The sequence below is a fragment of the Citricoccus sp. genome, assembly GCF_035445025.1.
Classification (GTDB): Bacteria; Actinomycetota; Actinomycetes; order Actinomycetales; family Micrococcaceae; genus Citricoccus.
This window is the reverse complement of sequence record NZ_DAOMPX010000003.1, coordinates 97,695-121,139: the sequence shown is the minus strand read 5'-3', so window position 1 is coordinate 121,139 and position 23,445 is coordinate 97,695. Positions and strand designations below refer to the sequence as shown.

Annotated in this window: 24 protein-coding genes and 1 riboswitch; of the genes, 18 read left to right on the top strand and 6 right to left on the bottom strand. The window is 72.2% G+C overall.

Going from position 1 to position 23,445, the window contains the following annotated elements; translation table 11 throughout:
• Nucleotides 1-7: 7 nt before the first annotated feature.
• Nucleotides 8-487, bottom strand: a complete 480-nt coding sequence (locus PLJ28_RS02285; protein ID WP_298044112.1) for a cation:proton antiporter regulatory subunit — start codon at nt 485-487, stop codon at nt 8-10.
• 59 nt (nt 488-546) lie between these two features.
• On the opposite strand from PLJ28_RS02285, the gene dcd reads away from it, so the two are divergent.
• Nucleotides 547-1,128, top strand: a complete 582-nt coding sequence (gene dcd, locus PLJ28_RS02280) for a dCTP deaminase (RefSeq protein ID WP_010142995.1) — start codon at nt 547-549, stop codon at nt 1,126-1,128.
• A 139-nt stretch (nt 1,129-1,267) separates the two neighbouring features.
• Here dcd and PLJ28_RS02275 read toward each other — a convergent pair whose 3' ends face one another.
• A complete protein-coding gene (locus tag PLJ28_RS02275) occupies nt 1,268-1,819 on the bottom strand; it encodes an endonuclease domain-containing protein (protein ID WP_183527925.1) in 552 nt (183 codons plus the stop codon).
• A 707-nt stretch (nt 1,820-2,526) separates the two neighbouring features.
• Between PLJ28_RS02275 and PLJ28_RS02270 the strand changes: the two genes are divergently transcribed.
• The 7 genes from PLJ28_RS02270 to mnhG all read left to right on the top strand — a co-directional run bounded on the left by PLJ28_RS02270 (nt 2,527) and on the right by mnhG (nt 11,182).
• On the top strand, nt 2,527-3,894 hold the full coding sequence (locus PLJ28_RS02270) for an MFS transporter (protein ID WP_183527923.1): 1,368 nt from the start codon (nt 2,527-2,529) through the stop codon (nt 3,892-3,894).
• A 205-nt stretch (nt 3,895-4,099) separates the two neighbouring features.
• On the top strand, nt 4,100-7,300 hold the full coding sequence (locus PLJ28_RS02265; protein ID WP_298044114.1) for a Na+/H+ antiporter subunit A: 3,201 nt from the start codon (nt 4,100-4,102) through the stop codon (nt 7,298-7,300).
• Complete coding sequence (locus PLJ28_RS15975) at nt 7,297-8,061, top strand: Na(+)/H(+) antiporter subunit C (RefSeq protein ID WP_183527919.1); 765 nt, start codon at nt 7,297-7,299, stop codon at nt 8,059-8,061. Before PLJ28_RS02265 ends, PLJ28_RS15975 begins: the two co-directional genes overlap by 4 nt.
• Entirely contained in the window at nt 8,061-9,881 is a 1,821-nt protein-coding gene (locus PLJ28_RS02255) for a Na+/H+ antiporter subunit D (protein WP_183527917.1), read from the top strand. The genes PLJ28_RS15975 and PLJ28_RS02255 overlap by 1 nt, the downstream gene beginning before the upstream one ends.
• Nucleotides 9,878-10,471, top strand: coding sequence for a Na+/H+ antiporter subunit E (locus PLJ28_RS02250; protein WP_183527915.1), 594 nt, complete (start codon nt 9,878-9,880; stop codon nt 10,469-10,471). Before PLJ28_RS02255 ends, PLJ28_RS02250 begins: the two co-directional genes overlap by 4 nt.
• Nucleotides 10,468-10,755: an MrpF/PhaF family protein gene (locus tag PLJ28_RS02245; protein ID WP_183527913.1), complete on the top strand. Its 288-nt coding sequence runs from the start codon at nt 10,468-10,470 to the stop codon at nt 10,753-10,755. The genes PLJ28_RS02250 and PLJ28_RS02245 overlap by 4 nt, the downstream gene beginning before the upstream one ends.
• Complete coding sequence (mnhG, locus tag PLJ28_RS02240) at nt 10,748-11,182, top strand: monovalent cation/H(+) antiporter subunit G (protein ID WP_183527911.1); 435 nt, start codon at nt 10,748-10,750, stop codon at nt 11,180-11,182. The genes PLJ28_RS02245 and mnhG overlap by 8 nt, the downstream gene beginning before the upstream one ends.
• A 100-nt stretch (nt 11,183-11,282) precedes the next feature.
• Here the strand turns inward: mnhG and PLJ28_RS02235 are convergent, their stop codons facing one another.
• Nucleotides 11,283-11,570, bottom strand: coding sequence for a DUF4235 domain-containing protein (locus PLJ28_RS02235; protein ID WP_183527909.1), 288 nt, complete (start codon nt 11,568-11,570; stop codon nt 11,283-11,285).
• A 37-nt stretch (nt 11,571-11,607) separates the two neighbouring features.
• Nucleotides 11,608-12,168, bottom strand: a complete 561-nt coding sequence (locus tag PLJ28_RS02230; protein ID WP_324589862.1) for a MarR family winged helix-turn-helix transcriptional regulator — start codon at nt 12,166-12,168, stop codon at nt 11,608-11,610.
• A 122-nt stretch (nt 12,169-12,290) separates the two neighbouring features.
• Here PLJ28_RS02230 and idi point away from each other — a divergent pair, with 122 nt between their 5' ends.
• The 9 genes from idi to PLJ28_RS02185 are packed head-to-tail and all read left to right on the top strand — an operon-like array spanning nt 12,291 to nt 19,547.
• Entirely contained in the window at nt 12,291-12,857 is a 567-nt protein-coding gene (idi, locus tag PLJ28_RS02225; RefSeq protein WP_183527907.1) for an isopentenyl-diphosphate Delta-isomerase, read from the top strand.
• On the top strand, nt 12,854-14,026 hold the full coding sequence (locus PLJ28_RS02220) for a polyprenyl synthetase family protein (RefSeq protein ID WP_324589861.1): 1,173 nt from the start codon (nt 12,854-12,856) through the stop codon (nt 14,024-14,026). The genes idi and PLJ28_RS02220 overlap by 4 nt, the downstream gene beginning before the upstream one ends.
• Nucleotides 14,023-14,871, top strand: a complete 849-nt coding sequence (locus tag PLJ28_RS02215) for a phytoene/squalene synthase family protein (RefSeq protein WP_183527903.1) — start codon at nt 14,023-14,025, stop codon at nt 14,869-14,871. Before PLJ28_RS02220 ends, PLJ28_RS02215 begins: the two co-directional genes overlap by 4 nt.
• Nucleotides 14,868-16,553, top strand: coding sequence for a phytoene desaturase family protein (gene crtI / locus PLJ28_RS02210; RefSeq protein ID WP_298044119.1), 1,686 nt, complete (start codon nt 14,868-14,870; stop codon nt 16,551-16,553). Before PLJ28_RS02215 ends, crtI begins: the two co-directional genes overlap by 4 nt.
• Nucleotides 16,544-16,954 (top strand): lycopene cyclase domain-containing protein, encoded by a 411-nt coding sequence (locus PLJ28_RS02205; protein WP_183527899.1) that lies wholly within the window; start codon nt 16,544-16,546, stop codon nt 16,952-16,954. Before crtI ends, PLJ28_RS02205 begins: the two co-directional genes overlap by 10 nt.
• A complete protein-coding gene (locus tag PLJ28_RS02200; protein ID WP_298044120.1) occupies nt 16,951-17,319 on the top strand; it encodes a lycopene cyclase domain-containing protein in 369 nt (122 codons plus the stop codon). Before PLJ28_RS02205 ends, PLJ28_RS02200 begins: the two co-directional genes overlap by 4 nt.
• Nucleotides 17,316-18,194: a prenyltransferase gene (locus PLJ28_RS02195; protein WP_183527895.1), complete on the top strand. Its 879-nt coding sequence runs from the start codon at nt 17,316-17,318 to the stop codon at nt 18,192-18,194. The genes PLJ28_RS02200 and PLJ28_RS02195 overlap by 4 nt, the downstream gene beginning before the upstream one ends.
• Nucleotides 18,187-18,798, top strand: a complete 612-nt coding sequence (locus PLJ28_RS02190) for a DUF2238 domain-containing protein (RefSeq protein WP_183527893.1) — start codon at nt 18,187-18,189, stop codon at nt 18,796-18,798. The genes PLJ28_RS02195 and PLJ28_RS02190 overlap by 8 nt, the downstream gene beginning before the upstream one ends.
• Nucleotides 18,795-19,547, top strand: coding sequence for a glycosyltransferase family 2 protein (locus PLJ28_RS02185; protein WP_183527891.1), 753 nt, complete (start codon nt 18,795-18,797; stop codon nt 19,545-19,547). The genes PLJ28_RS02190 and PLJ28_RS02185 overlap by 4 nt, the downstream gene beginning before the upstream one ends.
• Here PLJ28_RS02185 and PLJ28_RS02180 read toward each other — a convergent pair.
• Together PLJ28_RS02180 and PLJ28_RS02175 are read right to left on the bottom strand one after the other, a co-directional pair.
• On the bottom strand, nt 19,522-20,103 hold the full coding sequence (locus PLJ28_RS02180; RefSeq protein WP_183527889.1) for a pyrimidine dimer DNA glycosylase/endonuclease V: 582 nt from the start codon (nt 20,101-20,103) through the stop codon (nt 19,522-19,524). The genes PLJ28_RS02185 and PLJ28_RS02180 overlap by 26 nt on opposite strands.
• A 55-nt stretch (nt 20,104-20,158) precedes the next feature.
• Nucleotides 20,159-21,532 carry an APC family permease gene (locus PLJ28_RS02175; protein WP_183527887.1) on the bottom strand — a complete coding sequence of 458 codons (1,374 nt, stop codon included), beginning with the start codon at nt 21,530-21,532 and terminating at the stop codon, nt 20,159-20,161.
• A gap of 166 nt (nt 21,533-21,698) precedes the next feature.
• On the opposite strand from PLJ28_RS02175, the gene PLJ28_RS02170 reads away from it, so the two are divergent.
• Complete coding sequence (locus tag PLJ28_RS02170) at nt 21,699-23,216, top strand: FAD-dependent oxidoreductase (RefSeq protein WP_183527885.1); 1,518 nt, start codon at nt 21,699-21,701, stop codon at nt 23,214-23,216.
• A gap of 69 nt (nt 23,217-23,285) precedes the next feature.
• Nucleotides 23,286-23,389: riboswitch (TPP riboswitch) on the top strand.
• Nucleotides 23,390-23,445: the final 56 nt, after the last annotated feature.

Sequence of the window (23,445 nt, the reverse complement as noted above, 5' to 3'; positions counted from 1 at the left end):
CACGGCGTCACAGGGACAGGATCTCGGCGGCCCGGCGCAGGCCCTCGCCGGTGCCCACGATGATCAGCACGTCACCCTCCTCCAGGAGGAACTCCGGGCCCGGCGAGGGATGGGTGGTCCCGGCGCGGATCACCGCCACGATCGAGGCCGCGGTGCGGGTGCGCATGCGGGTGGCCCCCAGGGGTTCCCCGACGAAGGGGGAGTCCGAGGCGAGCACCATCTGCCGCGTGGAGATGCCGGGCACCTCGGCGTGCTCGTCCTCGAGCTGGGCCACGAGCCGGGGAGCGGACAGCAGGGCCCCGAGCGAGGCGGCCTCCTCGTGGGACAGGGGCACGGAGGCCACGCAGGCGTCGGGGTCCTCGAGGGAGGACACGATGAGCTCCGTGTGGCCGTCCCGGTGCGAGACGATGCCGATCCGTCGGCCGTCCCGCAGCTCGATCTCCTTGCGTGATCCGATCCCCGGCAGCGGGGTCTCATACACCGTCATGGAAAGAGGGTATTCCCCGTCCGGGCCCTGACGCACGGCCGGTGCGCTATCGTTGCCCCGTGCTGCTCTCCGACCGCGACATCCGGGCCGAACTCGACTCCGGGCGCATCCAGCTGGACCCCTCCGCCCCGGAGATGGTGCAGCCCTCGAGCATCGACGTGCGCCTGGACCGGTTCTTCCGGCTGTTCGACAACCACAAGTACGCTCACATCGATCCCTCCCAGCCCCAGGAGGACCTGACGCGGCTGGTGGAGGTGGACCCGGAGGAGGCCTTCATCCTGCACCCGGGGGAGTTCGTGCTGGGCTCCACCTACGAGCAGGTCACCCTGCCCGAGGACATCGCCGCCCGGCTCGAGGGCAAGAGCTCGCTGGGCCGGCTCGGACTGCTGACGCACTCGACCGCCGGGTTCATCGACCCCGGATTCTCCGGCCACGTGACCCTGGAACTGTCGAACATGGCCACCCTGCCGATCAAGCTCTGGCCGGGGTCGAAGATCGGCCAGCTGTGCTTCTTCCGACTGTCCTCGCCCGCCGAGCACGCCTACGGCTCCGGCCCCTACCTCAACCGCTACCAGGGCCAGCGTGGCCCGACGGCCTCGCGGTCCCACCTGAACTACCACCGCACGATCATCGAGCGCTGAGCAGGGAGAAGGCCCCGCGAGGCGTGATCCGGGCAGCCTCGACAGGTGAGAATTGTCCCTTGGGGCCTTCGCCACAGGGACAATTCCCGCCAACGAGTGAGGACGTCCACGGTCCGGCCGGTCGTTGCAGCGCGGCCGCCTAGGCCGAGGGCCCAGTCAGGCGCTCGCGGACCAGCCGGATCAGCCGCGCGAAGCCCTGCGCCTGGTCCGCCCACGTCAGCCTGACGACGAGCCAGCCATGTCGCTGAAACCACTCGTCACGGTAGGCATCCGCTGCCTGTTGTTCCCTGGACCGGTGGTGCTTGCCGTCATACTGGATCGCGATCTTCAGGTCCCGGTATGCGAGATCGGCCTCGGGAGACCATCGCTCTGCGGGGTCGCCTTTGACCTGGAGCTCAGGCTCGGGGAGCCCTGCGTCCACGAGGGCCAGCCGGACGCGGGTCTCTTGCGGTGAGTCGGCCCCGACCCGTGTCTGGTCGATGACGTGCCGAGCCCTGCGTATCCCCGGCCGCCTGCCGGCGCTGGCCACGGCAGCGGCCAGTCCCGCCGGGGTGTCCAGGCCGTCGATACGCCCACCCGGCCGGTACGGGCGATTGACGATCGCGTCGGACACGACCACCAGGTCCACGAAGGCCAGGCGTTCGTCCGCGGCCAGGTCAATCAGGGTCCGGGCCGGGGAGGTCAGGTTCAAACGACGGAATCGCACCCTCTCGGAGGGCAGCAACGGATGCCGATGACTGCGGACCCCCCGGCGCTGCGCACGGCTTGCCCCGGGGGGCCAGGTCAGGTGAATGTCCTGGTCCGAGAGCACGCTGTCCGGCAGGGGGAGCCTGAACACGTGCGCCGCAGTGACGTGGGAGATGAAGGCTCCCGGATACTGCCGCTGGACGGCGGCGAGAGCGGCAAGTCCCCATCCGTGACCCGGGGTCTCGTACTCGGAGGGCCAACCGAAGTGGGCGATGGTGTCTGCATAGAGGCCGTGACCCAGGCGGACGATGTCTGAACTCCGGAGCCGCTTGTCCGTCACGCCGAGAGCCAGAGCCTCGGAGCGGGTGAAGGGTTGGGACCGCAACATCTCCGGTAAGGGACGGGGAGGGGGCATGACCCCATGCTGGGCGAGCTGCAGCGGGACGCGGCGGGACGCCGGGGAGAGTGTTGACGAACGGCCGGGCGGTGGCGGCCCTGGAGGAACGGACCGGCGTCACGGTCCGCACCGAGGACCCCATGTCCGCACGCGTGGACTCCTCCTGGGTGGATCTCATCCCTCACGACCGGTTACCAGGGGATGGATTCGGCCCATGGATGCCGGCTCCACTCTGTGCATGCCACTCCGCACCCAGTCTCACCCGGGGGCGGGTGTTCACTCCCGTGCTTCCCGTGGCCAGTACGATGCCCCGCATGAACCACTCCACTCCGCCGGCGTCCGAGCCCACGTCAGCGCCCGGTCCCCAGGCGGGCGCAACCGACGACGCCGGGCCGCTCGCGCGCCGCCTGAACCGCAAGCACGTCACCGCCTGGGCGCTGTGGGACTGGGGTTCGGCATCCTTCAACGCCGTGATGGTGACCTTCGTGTTCGCCACCTACCTGGCCTCGGACGCCTTCGGCCCGGACGACCGGGGCACCCAGTGGCTGACCTCGGCCAATGCCCTCGGGGGGCTGCTCATCGCGCTGACCGCACCCGTGATCGGCCAGCGCTCCGACCGCGGCGGGAGGCGCAAGCTCTGGCTGGGCCTCAACACCGCCGTGGTCATCGTCCTGACGGCGCTGTGCTTCCTCGTGCGCCCGCAGGAGTCCTACCTGTTGCTCGGCGTCGTCCTCATCGCCGCCGCCAACGTGGCCTTCGAGTTCGCCGGGGTGAACTACAACGCCATGCTGCTGCAGGTGGCCACGCCCGGGACCATCGGCAAGGTGTCCGGGATCGGCTGGGGCGCCGGTTACGTGGGCGGGATCTTCCTGCTGCTGGTCCTCTACGTCGGGTTCATCGCGGGGGACACCCACTGGTTCGGGATCACGAATGAGGACGCGATGAACGTCCGCGTGGTCGCGCTGTTCTCCGCCCTCTGGTTCCTGGTGTTCGCCCTGCCCCTGCTGTTCGCCGTCCCCGAGAACCGGACCGGCGGGCGGGGCGGGAAGGTCAGCGTCCTGGAGTCCTACCGGATCCTGCTGCGCACCGTCACCGGGCTGTGGCGCCGTGACCGCAACACCTTCTGGTTCCTCGTCTCCTCGGCGGTGTTCCGCGACGGGGTGGGCGCGGTGTTCGCCTACGGCGCGATCCTGGGTGTCACGGTCTACGGGGTGGACCCGGCGGACATCCTGATCTTCGGCATCGCCGCCAACATCGTGGCGGCGGCGGGGTCCTTCCTCGGCGGCTGGATCGACGACCGGGTGGGTCCCAAGCGCGTCATCCTGGGGTCCCTGGTCGGGCTGATCGTCTCCGCCACCATCGTCTTCTTCCTCGACGGCACCACCGCCTTCTGGATCTTCGGCCTGGCGCTGTGCTTCTTCGTCGGTCCCGTGCAGTCGGCCTCGCGCTCCTTCCTCGGCCGGCTGACCTCGGAGGAGCGGGCCGGGGAGATCTACGGGCTGTACGCCACCACCGGGCGGGCGGTGTCCTTCATGGCACCGGCCCTGATCTCCGTGGCGATCGCACTGACCGGGGACTCCCGCGCCATGGTGCCGGCCATCCTGCTGGTGCTCGTCCTCGGAATGGTCCTGCTCCTGCGGGTCCGCGACCCGAGGGCCGATGAACGGCTGGGCGCCCGCTGACGCATCCCCGGGACAGGGCCCGCAGGCCCTCGACCGCGTGGCGCGGAACGGTGATGACCAGGGGAGACACGCCCTGATCCGGTGAGGTGTCGCCCCCGGGAGGCACCGCTGCAGGCCTGTCCGGAACGGCCGCCCGGTCAACGCGGTCGGGCGCGCCCGGTAGTATGGGTCAGGACTCCCCGATCTAGATGCTGGAGGCCGCCGCATGCTCACCGTGCTCATTGCACTCTTCGCAGTGGCATTGGTGGCGCCGATCATCTTCCGGTTCGCGGACCGCAACGGCTTCTACGTCCTGGCCGCCGTACCGGCCCTCGGCTTCGTCTGGCTCCTGTTCCAGCTCCCCGAGGTCCTCGCGCTGCAGGACAGCGTCAACTCCGGGGCCTCCCCGCCCTCCGGGGCCGGCACCGGACTGGTCCAGACCTACGCGTGGATCCCCGACCTGGGCATCGAGCTGTCCTTCCGGATGGACGCCCTGGCCGCGTTCATGGGCCTGATCATCCTGGGCGTCGGCGCCCTCGTCCTGGCCTACTGCGCCCGCTACTTCCAGCGTCACGAGGCGCGGAACGCCTCCTTCGGAGCCCAACTGGTGGCCTTCGCGGGCTCCATGTTCGGGCTGGTCACCACGGATGACCTGATCGTCCTCTACACCTTCTGGGAACTGACCTCCGTCCTGTCATTCCTGCTGATCGGCTACTCAGCCCACCGCATCTTCGCCCGCCGTTCCGCCATCCAGGCCCTCGTGGTCACCACCCTGGGCGGACTGTCCATGCTGGTCGGCCTCGTCATGCTGGGCCAGGCCGCCGGGACCTACCGGCTCTCCGAGATCGTGACCGCCGGCCCGGAGCTGCTCTCCGGCCCCTACGCCGGGGCGTTCATGGAGTGGGCGATCGTGCTGGTCCTCGTCGGCGCCCTCTCCAAGTCCGCCCAGGTGCCCTTCCACTTCTGGCTGCCCGCCGCCATGGCCGCCCCCACCCCGGTCTCGGCCTACCTGCACGCGGCCGCCATGGTCAAGGCCGGCGTCTACCTCGTGGCGCGGCTGGCGCCGGCCTTCGCGGAGTCCGGCTGGTGGCAGGTGCTGGTGATCGGCGTCGGGCTCTGGACCATGCTGGTCGGCGGCTGGCGGGCCCTGCGCCAGACGGACATCAAGCTCATCCTGGCCTACGGCACGGTGTCCCAGCTCGGTTTCCTCATGGTGGCCAACGGCCTGGGTGACCGAGACGCCGCCATGGCCGGGCTGGCGATGCTCGCGGCCCACGCCCTGTTCAAGGCCCCGTTGTTCATGGTAGTCGGCATCATCGACCACGAGGCGGGAACCCGCGACCTGGCCCGGCTCTCGGGCATCGGCCGCAACCATCCGTGGCTGTTCGGCACGGCCGTGGTCTGTGCCGCCTCGATGGCGGGCATCCCGCCACTGTTCGGCTTCGTGGCCAAGGAATCGGTCCTGGAGTCGCTCACGCACTGGGGTCAGCACGGTGCGGCCGGTGCCGGCCTGTGGGCCTCCGTCTGGGCCTGGACGCCGCTGGTCCTCGTGGCCGTGGGCACGGTGCTGACCGTCGCGTACTCCGCCCGCTTCCTGTGGGGCGCCTTCGCCACCAAGACCCTGCCCACGGACGAGGGGATCGTCCAGGTGGAGGACACCCGCTTCCACGGCCCCGTCACGGCGAGTGCACTCGGCCCCTCCGCCCTGCTGGCGCTGGCCTGTGTGGCCGGTGCCCTCATCCCCGGCGCCATGGAGGCCCTGCCCGCCGCGTTCGGCGCGTCGATGGCGCCCCTGGAACCGGGGTCCGAACCGGCCTACCTCGCGCTGTGGCACGGGCTCACCCCGGTGCTCGGGCTCTCGGTGGCCGTGATCCTGACCGGCCTCGTCCTGTACGCGGTGAAGGACCCGGTGGCCCGGTTCCAGGCCGCGGTGCCGTCCTGGGTGGACGCCCAGCGCCTCTACCGGGCCTCGCTGGCCGCGCTGGACGACGTGGCCATCTGGGTCACCGGCCGCACCCAGCGCGGTTCGCTGAGCTACTACCTGTTCATCATCCTCTCGGTGGCCCTGCTCGCACCGCTCCTGGCGCTGCTCTTCCCCCAGGAGAACGACGGCGGAACGGGGCTTGCGGAGTCCATCCTCGGCTCGGCGCAATGGACCTGGGCGGACACGATCGCCCAGGTGCTGGTCGGGGCCGCCATGATCGTGGCGACGTTCGCCGCCATCCGGGCCCGGAAGCGCTTCATGGCCGTGCTGCTGATCTCCGTGACCGGGTACGGGCTCGCCGCGATCTTCGCGCTGCAGGGTGCTCCGGACCTGGCGCTGACGCAGTTGCTGGTGGAGTCGATCGTCCTGGTGGCCATGGTGCTGGGGCTGCGCATGCTCCCACCGGGCTGGTACACCCGACGCCGCTCGGACTTCAAGGTGCCCCGGGCCATCCTCGGCATCGCCTTCGGCGCGGTCATGGTGGCCGTGGCCGTCACCGCCCTGGCCTCCCGCACGGCCGAGCGGATCTCCCTGGAGATGCCACGGCTGGCGTACGAGGAGGGCGGTGGCGCGAACATCGTCAACGTCCTGCTGGTGGACATCCGCGCCTGGGACACCTTCGGCGAGATCGCCGTGCTCGCGGCGGCCGCCACCGGTGTGGCGTCGCTGGTGTTCATCCAGCACCGGGACCGGCAGGCGGGGAACCTGCAGGACGTCGCGTCGGGTTCGGTCGGTCGCTACCGGGCGCAGGACGCGCGGGAACGGCGGGAACTGGCGGCCGTCCGCAAGTTCGCCATCGTGGACCAGGACCAGTGGCTGGTGGCCGGGCGCACCGTGGCGCCCGAACGGCGCTCCATCATCTTCGAGGTGGTCACCCGCCTGATCTTCCACGTCATCATCCTGCTGTCCATCTACCTGCTCCTGGCCGGTCACAACACCCCGGGCGGCGGCTTCGCCGGCGGGCTGATCGCCGGTCTGGCACTGACCATCCGCTACCTGGCCGGTGGCCGGTACGAACTGGAACAGGCCATGCCCATCCCCGCGGGCGTGCTGCTGGGTTCCGGGCTGGCCATCGCAGCCCTGACCGGGGCCGTGCCCCTGCTGTTCGGCGGGCAGGTCTTCCAGTCGGCGATCGTCGAGTTCGCCCTTCCGGTGATCGGCGACGTCAAGTTCGTCAGTTCGACCGTCTTCGACATCGGCGTGTACCTCGTGGTCGTCGGCCTCGTCATCGACGTCCTGCGGTCGCTCGGTTCTGAGGTGGACCGCCGCTCGGAGGCCGAGGGGACCGCTCAGGCCGAGGCCCAGCAGCGCCGCCGGGAGGCCGGGGCCGCGGCCGAGGCATCCTCCGCGGTCCCGGCCGGCGGCAGCACCTCCGGTGACGGCAGGGACCCGGCCCGCGCCGGCCTGCCCGTCTCACCGGATGCGGGGAGGGTGATCTCGTGAGCGTGAACATCGTCCTGCTCCTCGTCATGGGCGTCATGTACGCCGGTGGTGTCTACCTGCTGCTGGAGCGCACCCTGACCCGGGTGCTGCTGGGCATCCTGCTGATGACCAACGCCACCAACATGCTGATCCTCATCATGTCCGGCGCCCCGGGGGAGGCTCCGCTCGTCGAGGACGGCCTGGCCCCCGGGGCGTACACGGACCCACTACCGCAGGCCCTGACCCTGACCGCGATCGTGATCTCCTTCGCGATCACGGCGTTCATGCTGGGGATGATCTACCGGTCCTGGAAGCTGGGCCGGAGGGACGAGGTCCTCGTGGACACCGAGGACGTCAAGGTGGCCGAGCAGCCGTCCTTCGACGCAGAGGACGACGCCGAACTGCTGGAGGAGACCTCCGAGTTCCTCGACGAGGACGAGGACCCGAACGCCGACTACGAGCACGCGACGGCCATCAATCCGGCCACGGGGCCGCTGCCGGTCAAGCCCCAGCGGGACGGCACGGTCCGGGTCCGGCCGCAGGCCGGCCGGTCCGAGTCCTCCGCCCGAGGCGGCCGCCGCAGAGTGCAGGAGATGGAGGAGGGCGAACGCCCCGTCGGGTCCAGCGGGCACGACGATCACCTCCCCGATGAGGACGAGCGGGCCGGCAGCCCGCGCTCCCGCCCGCCGCGGTCCACGGAGCACCAGCAGGACAACCGGCAGGACACGCGAGACGGTGACGGTCGGGCCCCCCGGGGCCGCCGACGGAAGGGAGATGGCTGATGGACCAGGGCCTCGTCTCCCTCGCCCCCCTGGCGGTGCTAATGCCGATCCTCGGGGCCGCACTGGCCTTCGTGCTGGTCCGGCGCCCGCGGGCCCAGATCGCGGTCACGGTCACGACCATCACCATCACCCTCCTGCTGGAATGCCTGCTGCTGGCAGCCACCTGGGACACCGGCGCGGTCGCTGTCTTCCTCGGGGGGTGGGAGGCCCCGTGGGGCATCACCATGGTGGTGGACCGGTTCTCGGCGCTGATGCTGGTGATCTCCTCGGCCGTCGTGCTCGCCGTCCTCGTCTACGCCTCCGCCCAGGGCGTCACGGACCAGGACCAGGGCGGGCCGGTCTCGATCTTCCACCCCACCTTCCTCATCCTGGTGGCCGGGGTGTCCAACGCGTTCCTCGCCGGGGACCTGTTCAACCTGTACGTCGGCTTCGAGATGCTGCTGACGGCGTCGTACGTCCTGCTCACCCTCGGCGGCACCGGGCCGCGGGTGCGGGCCGGCGTGACCTACGTGGTGGTCTCGGTCATCTCCTCGGTGGTCTTCCTGGCGGCCATCGCCATGATCTACGGTGCGACCGGGACCGTGAACATGGCGGACCTGGCCGGCAAGCTCGCCCAGCTCGACCCGGACGTGCAGATGGTGCTGCACGTGATGCTGCTCGTGGGCTTCGGCATCAAGGCGGCGGTGTTCCCGTTGTCCTTCTGGCTGCCGGACTCCTACCCCACCGCCCCCGCGCCGGTGACCGCGGTGTTCGCGGGGCTGCTCACCAAGGTCGGCGTCTACGCGATCGTGCGGACCGAGACCCTGTTGTTCCCCGGTGACCGGGTGAACGCCGTCCTGCTCTGGATCGCCCTCCTGACGATGATCGTGGGTATCCTCGGGGCCCTCGCGCAGAACGACATCAAGCGCGTGCTCTCCTTCACCCTGGTCTCGCACATCGGCTACATGATCTTCGGGCTGGGGATGTCCAACGTGCTCGGCCTGGGCGCCACCATCTTCTACGTGGTCCACCACATCACGGTGCAGACCTCCCTGTTCCTGGTCACCGGACTGATCGAGCAGCGTGCCGGCACGGCGAACGTGGACCGGCTGGGTGGACTGGCCCGGATCTCCCCGCTCATCGCCATCCTGTTCTTCCTGCCGGCCATGAACCTCGCGGGCATCCCGCCGTTCTCGGGTTTCCTCGGCAAGGTGGGACTCGTCCAGGCCGGCGTGGGGGCGGACAGCATGATGGCCTGGGCCCTGGTCATCGGCTCGGTGGTCACCTCCCTGCTCACCCTGCTCGTCATGGTCCGGGTGTGGACCCGTGCGTTCTGGCGCCGCGTGGAGGACGTCGAGCACCCGCCCGCCAAGCTCGTGCTGGCCATGGACTCCCACGAGGCCTCGCTGGCGTCCTCGACGGCCACCCGGGAGGCCGGAGACGGGAGGGGCCGTACGGTCCGCGGCCCGACGGTTGGCCTCGTCGCCCCGACCATCGGCCTGGTCGCCCTGGGACTGTCCTTCACGGTGCTCGCGGGGCCGCTGTACTCCTTCTCCGACCGTGCGGCCACGGACATGCTCGCGCGGACCCCGTACATCGAGGCCGTGCTGGGGGAGGAGGCCGCCGCGCAGGCCGCCCTGGACGTCGGCCAGCTCGAGGACCGGGGCATCGTGACGCCCCAGGAGCAGGAGAATTCCGGGCCGGGGACCTTCCGGCCGATCGACGGCGCTGACAGCGAGGGCGAGGACGCCGGCACCCGCCCGGGCGGAGAGGTCCCCGGCGACCCGGGCGGCTCGCAGGACGAGGACACGAGCCCGGGTACGGAAGGGGGCACGCCGTGAGCGTGAGCGATGACCAGCAGGACGGTCCTCCGTTCTGGACGCAGTGGCCCATCCTGCTCGGGCTGACGCTGACCTGGGGCGCGCTGTGGCAGGACTTCTCCCCGGGCGTGCTGCTCGCCGGCGTCCTGTTCTCGGTGCTGATCCTGTGGTTCTACCGGTTGCCCCGGGTGCAGTTCTCGGACCGGTTCAACCTCTGGTACTTCCTGGTCTTCACCGTGCGGTTCCTCGGGCACGTGGTGACGGCCTCGGTCAGCGTGGCCTGGGACGCCATCACCAAGGGCCCGAGCATCGTGAACTCGGTGGTGGCCGTGCAGCTGCGCAGCCACGACGACCTCATCGTCACCCTCACCGGCCATGCCCTCGCCCTGGTCCCCGGCTCGCTGGTCATCGACGTGGACCGGCCCAGCTCCACGCTGTTCCTGCACGTGCTGGACGCGGGGAACGCCGAGGCGGTCGAGGGATTCCGGAACGAGGCACTGGCCACCGAGGCCGCCATCATCCGCGCCATCGGCACGAAGGCCGACCTCGCCCTGGTCAAGGACGACGAGGCCCGACGCGCCACCGTGGGCACAGGGAGGGGGAGGTCATGAGCCTGCTGGACATCGCCGGGTACCTCAGCCTGGCCCTGCTGGCCGGGGGCGGCATCGCGGCCATCTACCGGATCGTGGCGGGGCCGTCCATCCTGGACCGCGCCATCGCCACCGACGTCCTGCTGATCGTCATCTCCTCGGCGCTGTGCGTGGAGATGGCCCTGAACCACCACACGGACAACATCGTGTTCGTGGTGGTGGCCTCCGTGATCGGGTTCGTCGGATCGGTGACGCTGTCCCGGTTCGTCGCCGAGCGCAAGAAGGAGCCGGTCGAGCATGCTTGAGTCGTGGCCCGAGATCGCCGACGGGATCGCCGCCGTCCTGCTGATCCTGGGGGCCTCCCTGTCCACCGTGGCCGGCATCGGCCTGCTGCGCTTCCCGGACCAGCTCTCGCGGATGCACGCCGGGACCAAGCCCCAGGTGCTGGGCCTGCTGCTGGTCCTGGTGGCCCTGGCCTTCGCGTGGCGGGCGTGGGTCTGGGTCCCCGTGCTGATCCTGGCCTGGGTGCTGCAGATGCTGACCGCACCGGTCTCCGCCCACCTGGTGGGCCGGGCCGGGTACCGGACCAAGCACCTGAAGCGGGAGATGCTCTTTACGGACGAGCTGGCCGACGTCGTGGCCAGCCACGACGACCAGGGCCGGCCGGCGGCCACCGCGGACCGGCGCACCGTGCCCCAGCCCGATCCCACGGACCATCACGGCCGGGACTGAGCGCCGAGCGCTCTGAGGGACAGGGGTCCGGGGGACTGCGGGCCAGGCCGGCCGGGAGCGCGGCAGCGCGAGGCGCAGGGCCCACTCCCGGCCGGCCGGATCAGACCTCCCCGCGGCCGACCTTGACGGACTTCGCGGACCGGGCCTGCATCCGCTCGATGGCCTCGTTGGCCCCGCGCTGGGAGGTCACCCGGATCAGCGCGGCGATGCCCGCGGCGATCGTGGCGAAGGCGATGGCCTCCCACATGTTGTTGTCCGTGTCCTCGAGGTCCTTGGGGGCATCGTGACCGGTGACCTTCTTCCAGCCGAACTCGACGACCTTGGTGCCGATGAGGCCGCCGGCGATCGTGACGCCGGTGGTGATGAGCTTGCTCACGAGGGTGTTCATGCGGGGTACCTCCGAAGACGATGGGCGATGTCCGGGTTCAGCCTATCGGCTCGCCGGAGCCCTCAGGCGGCGGGGGTGCAGCCGTCAGCGGGCCCGCGTCCTCGAGGGTGTCCTCGGCGCTGAGGCATTCCGCCATCTCCTCCAGGAACCGGGCCACGTCCGGCCGCGAGGCCTCCGGGACGGCCTGGGCCACCTCCATCATGCGCCGGTGCATGAGCGACAGGCGCGCCCGGACCTCGGCGTGGGCGTGGTCGGTGGCCACGACGACCACGGAACGCCGGTCCCGGGGATGGGGTTCCCGGCGCAGGTGACCGGACCGGCCCAGCCGGTCCAGCAGCTTCGTGGTCGAGGCCGTGGAGATGCCCAGGTGAGTGGCCAGCGCGCGGGGAGTGACGGCCTCGCCGGCCCCCTGGCGGGCGATGACGAAGCGCAGGGCGTCCACGTCGGTGGCGTTCATGTCCATGCCCTCGCTCATCCGCCGGCGCATGTCCCGGTCGGCGACCCGGAACCGGCGCAGGGCGCGCAGGATCTCCACGGCGCCGTCCGACTCCTCGAACCAGTACCCGCGAGCCCGCTCATCACCCGGTAGATCGACCACGCCCCTGATGGTACGCTCAATTTCACTAGCCAGGCTAGAAACACTACGATCGTGATACATCGCATCCGGGACGCTTAGGCTATGAGCGACGACGCCGGCACCGCCCGGAAGGGGAACCCGCCATGGAGCAGACGACCGACGACCACGTGATCCTCGTGGACGACGAGGGCCGCACCGTGGGCCTGGCCCCCCGGGCCACCGTCCACGACGAGTCCACCCCGCTGCACCGCGCGTTCTCCTGCTACGTCTACCGCGACGACGGCCACGTGCTGGTTACCCGGAGGGCTCTGTCCAAGCGCGCGTGGCCGGGCGTCTGGACCAACTCCTTCTGCGGGCACCCCCGGCAGGACGAGGACGGCCTCGACACGGTGAACCGCTATGCGCGCCACGAGCTGGGACTGGTGGTCGAGGACGTGCGCTGCGTCCTGCCGGACTTCCGGTACCGCGCCGTGGACGCCTCCGGGATCGTGGAGAACGAGCTCTGCCCGGTCTACGTGGCCCGGGCCGCCGGTGCCGTGCAGCCCAACCCCGAGGAGGCGATGGAACACCGGTGGGTGAGCCCGCAGGAGCTGGAACGGTGGGTGGGCGCGGCCCCGTGGTCCGTGAGCCCCTGGCTGGTCGAACAGCTCCCCGGCGTCCTGCCGGTCCTGGCCGGTGGTGTCCCGCAGCGCGGGGGGAGCGGGTCATGAGCGGCGTCGAGCGCGAGATCCAGGACGTCCTGGACGAGGGCGCGGCCCGGTCCGGGCGGTTCGGCACCGGGCACCGGGACCTCTGGGCCGCCCTGGCCACGGCGGTCGAGGGCGGCAAGCGCTTCCGGCCGCACCTGCTGACCGAGACCCACGCCGCGCTGGGCGGTACCGAGCCCGGACTCGTGGACCGCGTCGGTGCGGCCCTGGAGATCCTGCACACCTCCTTCGTGGTGCACGACGACGTCATCGACGGTGACGAGGTGCGGCGGGGCCGGCTGAACGTGTCCGGCACCTTCGCCGCGGAGGCCCGACGGCGGGGCGCGGCCGAACCGGTCGCCCACCACTACGGGGCGGCCGCAGGGCTGCTGGCCGGTGACCTGGCCCTCGTCACCGCCACCCGGATGATCGCCCGCTGCGGGGCGTCCCCGGAGGTGACCGAGGACCTGCTGGACCTGCTCGAGGACGCGGTGCACGCCTCCGCGGCGGGCGAGCTGGCCGACGTCGGGCTCGCCCTGCCGGTGGACGGGCGGACGGCGAGCGTGGCGGACGCCGTGCGCGTGGCCGAGCTGAAGACGGCCGTCTACTCCTTCGTGCTGCCCCTGCAGGCCGGTGCCGTGCTGGCGGGCGCCCCGGCGGCGGCGGTGGCTGCGCTGGCCCCGGTCGGGCGCCACCTCGGCATCGGCTTCCAGCTGCTCGACGACCTGCTCGGCGTGTTCGGCGACCCGGAACGCTCGGGCAAGGGCACCCTGTCCGACCTGCGCGAGGGCAAGCCCACCGCGCTGATCGCGCACGCCCGGTCCACCGGCGCCTGGACCGAGTTGCGCGCGCTGGTGGGGAATCCCGCCCTCGACGACCGCGGCGCCGACCGCGCCCGCGCGCTGCTGACGGACTGCGGTGCCCGCCAGCGGGTCACCGCCCTGGCCAATGAGTTCCTCGACGACGCCCTGGCGGCCGCCGGCCGGCCACCCCTGACCCCGGCGCTGCACGCCGTGCTGGCCGGGATGGCCGAGGAGATCCGGCAGGCGGCGACGTCGGCCCTGCTGGCGGCCCCGGACCGCGGGCGGACGACCGCCCCGGCGTCGGACACGGTGCCCGGCGCGGTGCCCGGTGCCGCTCCCGCAGGCCTGTCGCGCCGCGAGGGGGCCCAGTCGATGGCGGGGCGGTCATGAGCGCCCCGGACCACCGCTATGACGACGTCGCCCAGGCCAGCGCCGCCCAGGTCATCGCCGGCTACTCGACATCCTTCGGCTGGGCGACCCGGTTGCTGGCCCGGCCGGTCCGGACCCACGTGCGGAACATCTACGCCCTGGTGCGGGTGGCCGACGAGATCGTCGACGATCCGGACCCGGCCCTGACCCCGGCATGGCGCCGGGAACAGCTGGACGAGCTCGAGGCCGAGACCTACCGCGCCCTGGACAGCACCCGCAGCTCCAACCTCGTGGTGCACGCCTTCGCGCTGACGGCCCGCCGGTTCGGGATCGGGCCCGGGCTCGTGGGGCCGTTCTTCGCCTCCATGCGCGCCGACCTGGTCCGCTCCCGGCATGACGCCCAGAGCCTGTCCGACTACGTGCACGGGTCCGCCGAGGTGGTCGGCCTGATGTGCCTGCGCGTGTTCACCGGTGGTGACGTGGCGGCCTACGAGCGGCTCCGGCCCGGGGCCGAGCGACTGGGTGCGGCGTTCCAGAAGGTCAACTTCCTCCGTGACCTCGCCGACGACCACGACCAGCTGGGCCGGACCTATTTCCCCGGCCTGGACCCGGCCGCGTTCAGCGACGCCCACCGGGACGAACTCCTGGACGACATCGACGCCGACCTCGCGGCCGCCGCGGAGGCCATCCGGCTGCTGCCCGACTCGAGCCGGCGGGCGGTGCGGGCGGCCCACGCGCTGTACTCGGCGCTGTCCAGGCGCCTGCGGTCCACGCCGGCGGCCCGGATCCGCGAGTCCCGCATCCGGGTCCCGGACGGACAGAAGGCCGTGATCCTGGTGAAGGCCCTGGCAGGAAGGACAGCATGAGCGAGCGAGTCGTGGTCATCGGCGGGGGGATCTCCGGACTGGCCTCCGCGGCCCTGCTGGCGCGGGACGGATACAGCGTGGACCTCGTGGAGGCCCGCGAGGACTTCGGCGGCCGGGCGGGGAGCTGGGAACGGGACGGCTTCCGGTTCGACACCGGACCGTCCTGGTACCTGATGCCCGAGGTCTTCGACCACTTCTTCCGCCTGCTGGGCACCTCCGCCGCCGCCGAGCTGGACCTGCAGCAGCTGGATCCCGGCTACCGGGTGTTCTTCGAGGGGGAGTCCCGGCCGCTGGACATCGCGGCGGACCGGCAGGCCAACGTGGAGCTCTTCGAACAGGTCGAGCCCGGAGCCGGCCGTGCGCTGGAGCGGTACCTCGACTCCGCGCAACGAACCTACGACATGGCCATCGGCCGGTTCCTGTACACCTCCTTCACCTCCTACCGCCCGTTCCTCGACCGCGACCTGCTCACCCAGCTCCACCGACTGGGTCCGCTGCTGCTGGAGTCCCTGGAGCGGTTCACCGGCCGGCACTTCACCGACCACCGGTTGCGGCAGGTGCTCGGTTACCCGGCGGTGTTCCTCGGTTCCTCCCCGGACCGGACCCCGAGCATGTACCACCTGATGAGTGCCCTCGACCTGACCGGCGGGGTGCTGTACCCGCAGGGCGGGTTCACCGGGCTGATCGACGTGATGGTGCGCCTGGCCCGCGAGTCCGGCGTCCGCCTGCACGCGGCGACCCCGGCCACGGCCATCCTCACGGAACCGGCCGGCACCGGTCGCCGCGGGAACCGCGGGGTGCGTGACCTGGTCTCGGGGGCCCGGGCCCGCGCCACGGGCGTGCGCGTGCGCGGACGGGACGGGGCCGAGCGCGTGCTGCCGGCCGACGTCGTGGTCTCCGCCGCCGACCTGCACCACACCGAGACCACCCTGCTCCCGCAGGGCCTGCAGACCTACCCGGAGGCGTACTGGCGCAAGCGCACGTCCGGCCCCGGCGCGGTGCTGGTGATGCTCGGGGTGCGCGGGGACCTGCCGCAACTGCCCCACCACTCCCTGTTCTTCACCCGTGACTGGGACGCCAACTTCGGGGCCATCCGCGCCGGTGACGTCCCGGACCCGGCCTCGGTCTACGTGTGCCGGCCCTCGGCCACGGACCCGCACGTGGCGCCGGCCGGCCACGAGAACCTCTTCGTCCTGGTCCCGATGCCGGCCGATCCCGGCCTGGGCGGCGGAGGGCCGGACGGTGGCGGGGACCCGGCCGTGGAGGCCATCGCCGACGCGGCCATCGACCAGGTCGCCCGCTGGGCGGACGTGCCGGACCTGGCCGAGCGGGTGGTGGTGCGGCGCACCGTGGGACCGGCCGACTTCGCCCGTGACCTCGGGGCCTGGCGGGGCGGCATGCTCGGCCCCGCGCACACCCTGGCCCAGAGCGCCATGTTCCGCACCGGCAACGTCTCCCGCCGCGTGAGGTCCCTCTACTACGCCGGCTCCAGCACTATCCCGGGCATCGGCCTGCCGATGTGCCTGATCAGCGCGGAGATCCTGCTCAAGAGGCTGCGCGGGGACCACTCCGCCAGTCCGCTGGCCGCACCGCTCCTTCCCACGATCGGTGGCCCGACGCCGTCCGGCCCGGTCCCGGCGGCCGGGCCGGCCCCGGTGGGGACGGGGGACTCATGGCGGTGATCTACCTCGTCTCACTGCTGGCCAGCCTCGGCTGCATGGCGCTGCTCGACCGCCGGTTCCGCCTGGTGCTGTGGCGCGCCCCGCGGGCCGGTGCCGTGGTCCTGGCCGTGGGACTGGCCTTCTTCCTGGCCTGGGACCTGGTCGCCATCGCTTCCCAGCACTATGCGGCGGGCACGAGCGAGGCCATGACCGGCATCATGCTGGCTCCCGAGCTGCCGCTGGAGGAGATCCTCTTCATCCTCTTCCTGTGCTACCTGACCCTGGTGCTGCGCGGGCTGCTCGTGCTGGCCCTGGGCGGACGGACACGGACGGAACAGGCGGACCGGACGGCCCGGACGGACCGCCGAGACCGGACTCACCGGCCGGCACGCCGGACGCTGGCGACGGGGGAGCGGTCATGAGCTACCCGGTCCTGGCCCTGGCCTTCCTGGCGCTCGCCGCGGCGGTGGCCGTGGTCGCCACCCGGCGACGGCGGCTCGGGCCGAGGTGGTGGGCCGTCACCGGCCTGACGGTCCTCGCCCTGATGGTCCTGACCGCCGTGTTCGACAACCTCATGATCGCCGCGGACCTGTTCCGGTACAACGAGGAGCTGCTGGTGGGCTGGTATCTGGGCCTCGCGCCCGTGGAGGACTTCGCCTGGCCGCTCGCGGCCGGACTGCTGCTGCCCTCGCTGTGGGAGCTGCTGCACCCCGCCCCCGCCTCTCCTGCCGGCCCCTGGACCAACGCCCGGACCGACGCCCGGAACCACCCCCGGGAGCGGCCATGACGATGGTGCTGGGTGAGGCGACGCGCCAGCTGCTGGGCTCCTCCCGGCCGGTGAGCTGGGTCAACACCGCCTATCCGTTCGCGGCGGCCTACCTGCTCTCGGGCGGCGGGCTCACCGCGGAGCTGGTGATCGGGACCCTGTTCTTCCTGATCCCCTACAACCTGTTGATGTACGGGATCAACGACGTCTTCGACTACGAGTCCGACCTGCGCAATCCGCGCAAGGGCGGCATCGAGGGCATCGTGCTGTCGGACCGGTGGCACGGGGTGACCCTGTGGGCCTCCGGCCTGCTGGCCCTGCCCTTCGTGGTGGCCCTCGTGGCGTTCGGGGACCTGGTCTCGACCCTCGTGCTGGCCGTGACGCTGGCCGCGGTGGTCGGTTACTCGGCCCCGCGGATCCGGCTCAAGGAACGACCGGTGCTGGACTCGATGACCTCGTCCACGCACTTCGTGGGCCCGGCCGCATTCGGCCTGGCCCTGGCCGACGGCGCCTGGACGGTGACGGCGGCCGCCTCCCTCGTGGCGTTCTTCCTGTGGGGCATGGCCTCGCAGGCCTTCGGCGCCGTGCAGGACGTCACCGCGGACCGCGAGGCGGGCATCGGGTCGATCGCCACGGTCCTGGGGACCGCGACCACCGTGCGCGTGGCCATCGGGCTCTACGCGGCGGCCGGCGTCGTGATGGTGCTGGCCGGCTGGCCCGGGGTGCTGGCGGGACTGCTGGCGATCCCGTACATCCTGAGCATCCTGCCGTTCCGGTCCCTGCCCGATGATCGCTGCGAGGCGGCCAACGCCGGCTGGCGGCGGTTCCTGTGGCTGAACATGCTCACCGGTTTCGCGCTCACGATGCTCTTCCTCTGGATCGGCCTGCGTGGCTGAGCGGACCCGCACCCGGACCCGGGCACGGCCCCTGCGGACGGAGGCCTGGCGGACCCTGAAGGTCGAGGGACGGTGGACCGGACTCGTCGCGGACGCCGCAGCCGTGCTCACCGTGGTCAGCCTGCTGGCCGGCCTGCTCGACGGTGCCGTGGCGGTCGCCCTGTTCGCCCTGGTGCTGCTGGGCCACGTGGTGATCCGGCTCGCCCCCCTGCGGCCCGCCGTGCAGGCCGCGACCGCCGTGGCCCTGCCGGCCGCCGCCGGGGCGGCCATGGCCGACGCCTACCAGCGGGTCTCCTGGCTGGACATCGCCGCGCACTTCGCCGTGACCGGGCTGCTCGCCGTCCTGGTCACGGCCGGGGTCTACCGGGCGGGCTGGCTCCGCCCGGGTGGGGCCGCCGCCGGGACCGTCCTGCTCGCCACCGCCCTGGGGGTGCTGCTCGCCGTGGCCTGGGAGTTCGGGGAATGGGTGGGCCACACCTATCTGGATCCGGCCATCCAGGTCGGGTACGACGACACGATCGGGGACCTGGCCGCCGGCCTGGCCGGTTCCCTGACCGCGGGCGTGCTGTACCGCCGGCTGACCGCGGACGGCAGGACGCCGTGACCGCGGGCGACCACGACGTCACCGTGGTGATCCCCGCACGCAACGACGCGGTCCTGCTGGATCGGTGCCTGCGCGCACTGGCCCGCCAGACCCGGGAGCCGGCGGAGGTGATCGTGGTGGACAACGCCTCCACCGACGCCACGGGCGAGGTCGCACGGGCCCACGGGGCCACCGTGGTCCAGGAGGAGCGGATCGGGATCTGGGCCGCCGCGGCGGCCGGTTATGACGCCGCGTCCAGTCCGGTCATCGCCCGGCTGGACGCGGACTCCGTGCCGCCCGCGGACTGGGTCCAGAAGGTGGCGGCCGGGCTGCGGCGCCGGCCGTCCGCCGTGGCGCTCACGGGCTGGGGGGTCTTCGAGGACCTGCCCAGGCCCGTGGGGGTGCCGGTGGCGACCCTCTACCTCGGCGCCTACTACGTCCTGGGCCACGCGGCGGCCGCGGGCCCCGTGCTGTGGGGGTCGAACATGGCCCTGCGCCGCACGGCCTGGCACCAGGTCAGGGATCGGGTGCACCGCTGGGAGCGGGAGGTGCATGACGACATGGACCTCGCCCTGGTTCTCGGCCCCGGCCAGGCGGTGAGCTTCGATCCCCGGCTCGTGGTCGGCGTCTCCGCGCGATCGCTCAAGGGGGCCTCCCAGCTCGTGCGGCGGGTGCGTCGTGCCCGGCGCACCCTGGAGCTGAACTTCCGCGAGGCCCAGCCGTGGGAACGGTGGGCGGAACGGCTCAGGGCCGCTCCCAGTCCTCGATAGGACCCGGCACCACCTGGAACAGCGGATGGACCTCCGGATCGGTCACCGCGCGGAGTGCGGCGTGCCGGTCCGGGCTGCGCTCGGCGAGCTTGGCCAGCAGGTGCTGCCACTCGAAGGCCACCTGGCCCTCCGTGACCGGGATGGGCCTCACCGGCATCGTCGGTGACACGGGCGGCACGGGCGGCACGGGTGGCACGGGCGGGATGCCCGGGGGTGTCACCGACGGGGTGCCCTCAGCCCCGGATGCCCCGGGCGCTCCGGGTGTCCCGTCCTTTGTGCCCGTACCCGTACCCGTCTCGGACGCCGCCGGCGGACAGTCGATCCGGGAGCGGTCGAAGCGGTAGCCGCGCCGCTCGGCCTCGTCGGCCAGGGCGGCCAGGTACGCACCCATCGCCGCAGGGGTGTCCGCGTGCCGCCGGAAGCGGACCAGCTGTGGATGGGATCGGTAGCCGCGCGTGCGCCCCGCCAGGACCGCCTGGGCCAGCAGGGCCTCCCGCCAGCCGCCGGTCAGGCCGGGTCGGTCGAGGTACCGGGGGTGCAGGGTCCACAGGCGCATGCACCCATCCTCTCGCGGATGCCGCCCACCCGTTCCCGATGCGCTCCCGGAGGGGTCAGCGGGACCGGCCCCGGCCGGCGTCGATCGTCTCGACGGCCGGTTCATCGGTCGCGCCGGACCGGGCCCGCCGGTGGCGCCAGGCGGCGATCCCCGCGAGGACGGCGGCGCCGGCCAGGAACGGCAGGCCCAGCCGCCACACCTCCCACTCCACCTGCGTGGCCAGCGCGATGCAGGACATCAGCCCGGCGACCGGCAGGAACGCGGGCACCCGGAAGTGACGGTGCCCCACCGCGTCGCGGCGCAGCACGAGCACGGCGGCGTTGACGGCCGCGAACACCACCAGCAACAGCAGGACCATCGTGCTGGCCAGGATGTCCAGGGTGCCGGTGAGGGCCAGGACCAGGGACAGGGCGGTGGTGACCAGGATGGCCACCCACGGGGTGCGGCGCCGGGGCAGCAGCGCGGCCAGCACCGGCGGCAGCAACCCGTCCCGGGCCATCCCGTAGGCCAGCCGGGAGGACATGATGCCGGTGAGCAGCGCGCCGTTGGCCACCGCCACCAGGGCGATGACGCTGAAGACCACGGGCGGGATGATGCCGGCGGCCTCGACCACCTGCAGCAACGGGGCGGTGCTGGCGGCCAGCTCCTCGGTGGGGATCACCGCCGAGGCGGCCATGCCGACCAGGGCGTAGACGACGCCGGCCACGGCCAGCGCCCCGAACAGGGCCCGCGGGTAGGACCGTGAGGGGTCCTTGGTCTCCTCGGCGACGTTCACGCTCGTCTCGAAGCCCACGTAGGAGTAGAAGCCCAGGACGGCACCGGCCAGCACCGCGGAGACCGGACCGCGCTCCGGCGTGCCCAGCTCGACCAGCCGGCCCAGGTCCCCCTCGCCGCGGGCGAGCACGACCACGCCCAGGGCGATCACGAGCAGCAGGCCGGAGACCTCGATGATCGTCGCCACCCGGTTGGCCCCCATCGACTCCGTGATGCCGCGGGCGTTCAGCGCGGCCAGCAGTCCCAGGAACACGATGACCACCAGGGCCGTGGGCAGGGTGATGAACTCGGTCAGGTAGTCGCCGGCGAAGCCGAGGGCCAGGGCTCCCACGGAGACGATCCCGGCGGACAGCATGCAGAACCCGACGAGGAATCCGGTGAACGGCCCGAAGGCACGGGTGGCGTAGTGCGAGGAGCCCCCGGCCCGCGGGTACTTCGTCGCCAGTTCGGCATAGGACCCCGCGGTCAGCAGGGCCAGCACCAGGGCCGCCACCAGGGGGACCCAGACGGCCCCGCCGGAGAGGCCGGCGATCTCGCCGACCAGGACGTACACCCCGGCCCCGAGGACGTCACCCAGGATGAACAGGAACAGGCCCGTGGTGGTGACCGTGCGGCGCAGGGACCGGGTCTCGCCGGAGGCTGTGGTGGAGGGCATGGGATCACAGTAGACGGCGCCGGGGCGGGGTGCCGAGTCCCCGTGCGCATCCGGGGTCTGAGAGGGTGCGATGCGCACGGGGCCCCTCTACGATGACGGTGTTCGCCTCCCCGCGCGGGACGCGTCCGCCATCGGATCCCGCAGGACGGAACAGGACGGATGCAGCATGGACCCCAGGACGTCCCTCTGGCATGACACCCACCCGGTCCCCGCCACCGGCACCGACCACCTCTCCCCGGGTGACCGGTTCGACACCGTGGTCGCCGGCGCGGGCTTGACCGGGCTGGCCACCGCCGTCCTGCTGGCGCGCGCGGGCCAGCGCGTGGCCGTGGTCGAGGCCCGCTCGGTGGGGGCCGTGGCCACCGGGAACACCACCGCGAAGGTCTCGCTGCTCCAGGGCACCACCCTGGCGGAGATCAGCCGTCACCAGTCGGACCAGGTGCTGCGCTCCTACGTGGAGGGCAACCGCCGGGGGCAGTCCTGGCTGCTGCGCTACCTGGACGAGAACGGGATCGACTACCAGCGCAGGCCCGCCTACACCTACGCCACCACCCACGAGGGCCTGTCCCGGCTGCACTCCGAGCTGGAGGCCGACCGCGCCGCGGGCCTGGACGTGACCTGGACACGGGAGACGGACCTGCCCTACCCCGTGGCCGGGGCGATCCGGCTGGAGGACCAGGCGCAGGTGCACCCGATGCAGGTGCTCGACGCCCTGGCCACCGAGTTCCGCCGGCTCGGCGGGACGCTGGTGGAGGGGGTGCGGCTCACGGGCGCGGGCTACCGGTCCCCGCTGGCCGTGCACACCTCCGCGGGGGAGATCAGGGCCGGGCAGCTGGTCCTGGCCACAGGGGCCCCGGTCCTGGACCGCGGCGGTTACTTCGCCAAGCTCAGTCCACACCGTTCCTACGCACAGTCCTACCGGGTGCCGGGGCCCGTTCCCCAGGCGATGTACCTCTCCGCGGACAGTCCGTCCCGCAGCCTGCGCACGGCCCCCATCGACGACGGTGAGCTGCTGCTCGTGGGCGGCAACGGCCACGTGGTGGGGCGATCGGCCTCACCGCAGGCCGCCGTGGACGCCCTCGAGGCGTGGACCCGGGAGCACTTCCCCGGAGCGGAGCGCACGCACGCCTGGTCCGCGCAGGACTACCGCTCGGCCAACCTCGTCCCCTTCGTGGGGACACTGCCCCGCGGCGGTGGCCACGTCTACCTGGCCACCGGCTTCAACAAGTGGGGCCTGACCAACGGCGTGTCGGCCGCCCTGCGGATCTCCGCGCAGATCCTCGGCGGTGCCACGGACTGGGCCAGGCCGATGGATCGTCGCCTCACCTCGCCGGCCGACCTGCTGACCGGCCTGAGGGACAACGCCGCCGTCGGTGCCCGGTTGGCCGGCGGCTGGACGTCGGCCGCACGCAGACCCCTGCCCCAGGAGCCTCCGGCCGAGGGCCAGGGCACGGTGGGCCGGGACCACGGCCGGCCCGTGGCGGTCTCCACGGTGGACGGGGTGACCTGCCGGATGTCGGCGGTCTGCCCGCACCTGGGCGGCATCGTCTCCTGGAACGACGCCGAGCGCTCCTGGGACTGCCCACTGCACGGATCACGCTTCACCGCGGACGGCACCCTGCTCGAGGGGCCGGCGGTCACGGGCCTGCGGGCACCCACGGATGCCAGGGGGCGGGCGGACTGAGAGCCGTTCCCCGCAACGGGAGGACCGTGGCCGAGGGGTCGGGGGTGGTGCCCTATGCTGGTGCCACATCGTGAACGACAGGGGAGCGCCGCCCGGCGCTGAGAGTGCGCCCAGCGCAGACCCTCGAACCTGCTCCGGTTAGTACCGGCGAAGGAAGTCGAGTTCTCCGATGGAGCGTGGGGCCCGGTGCCTGACGCGCCCGGATCCCGAGGGTTCGGGCGGCGTGCGT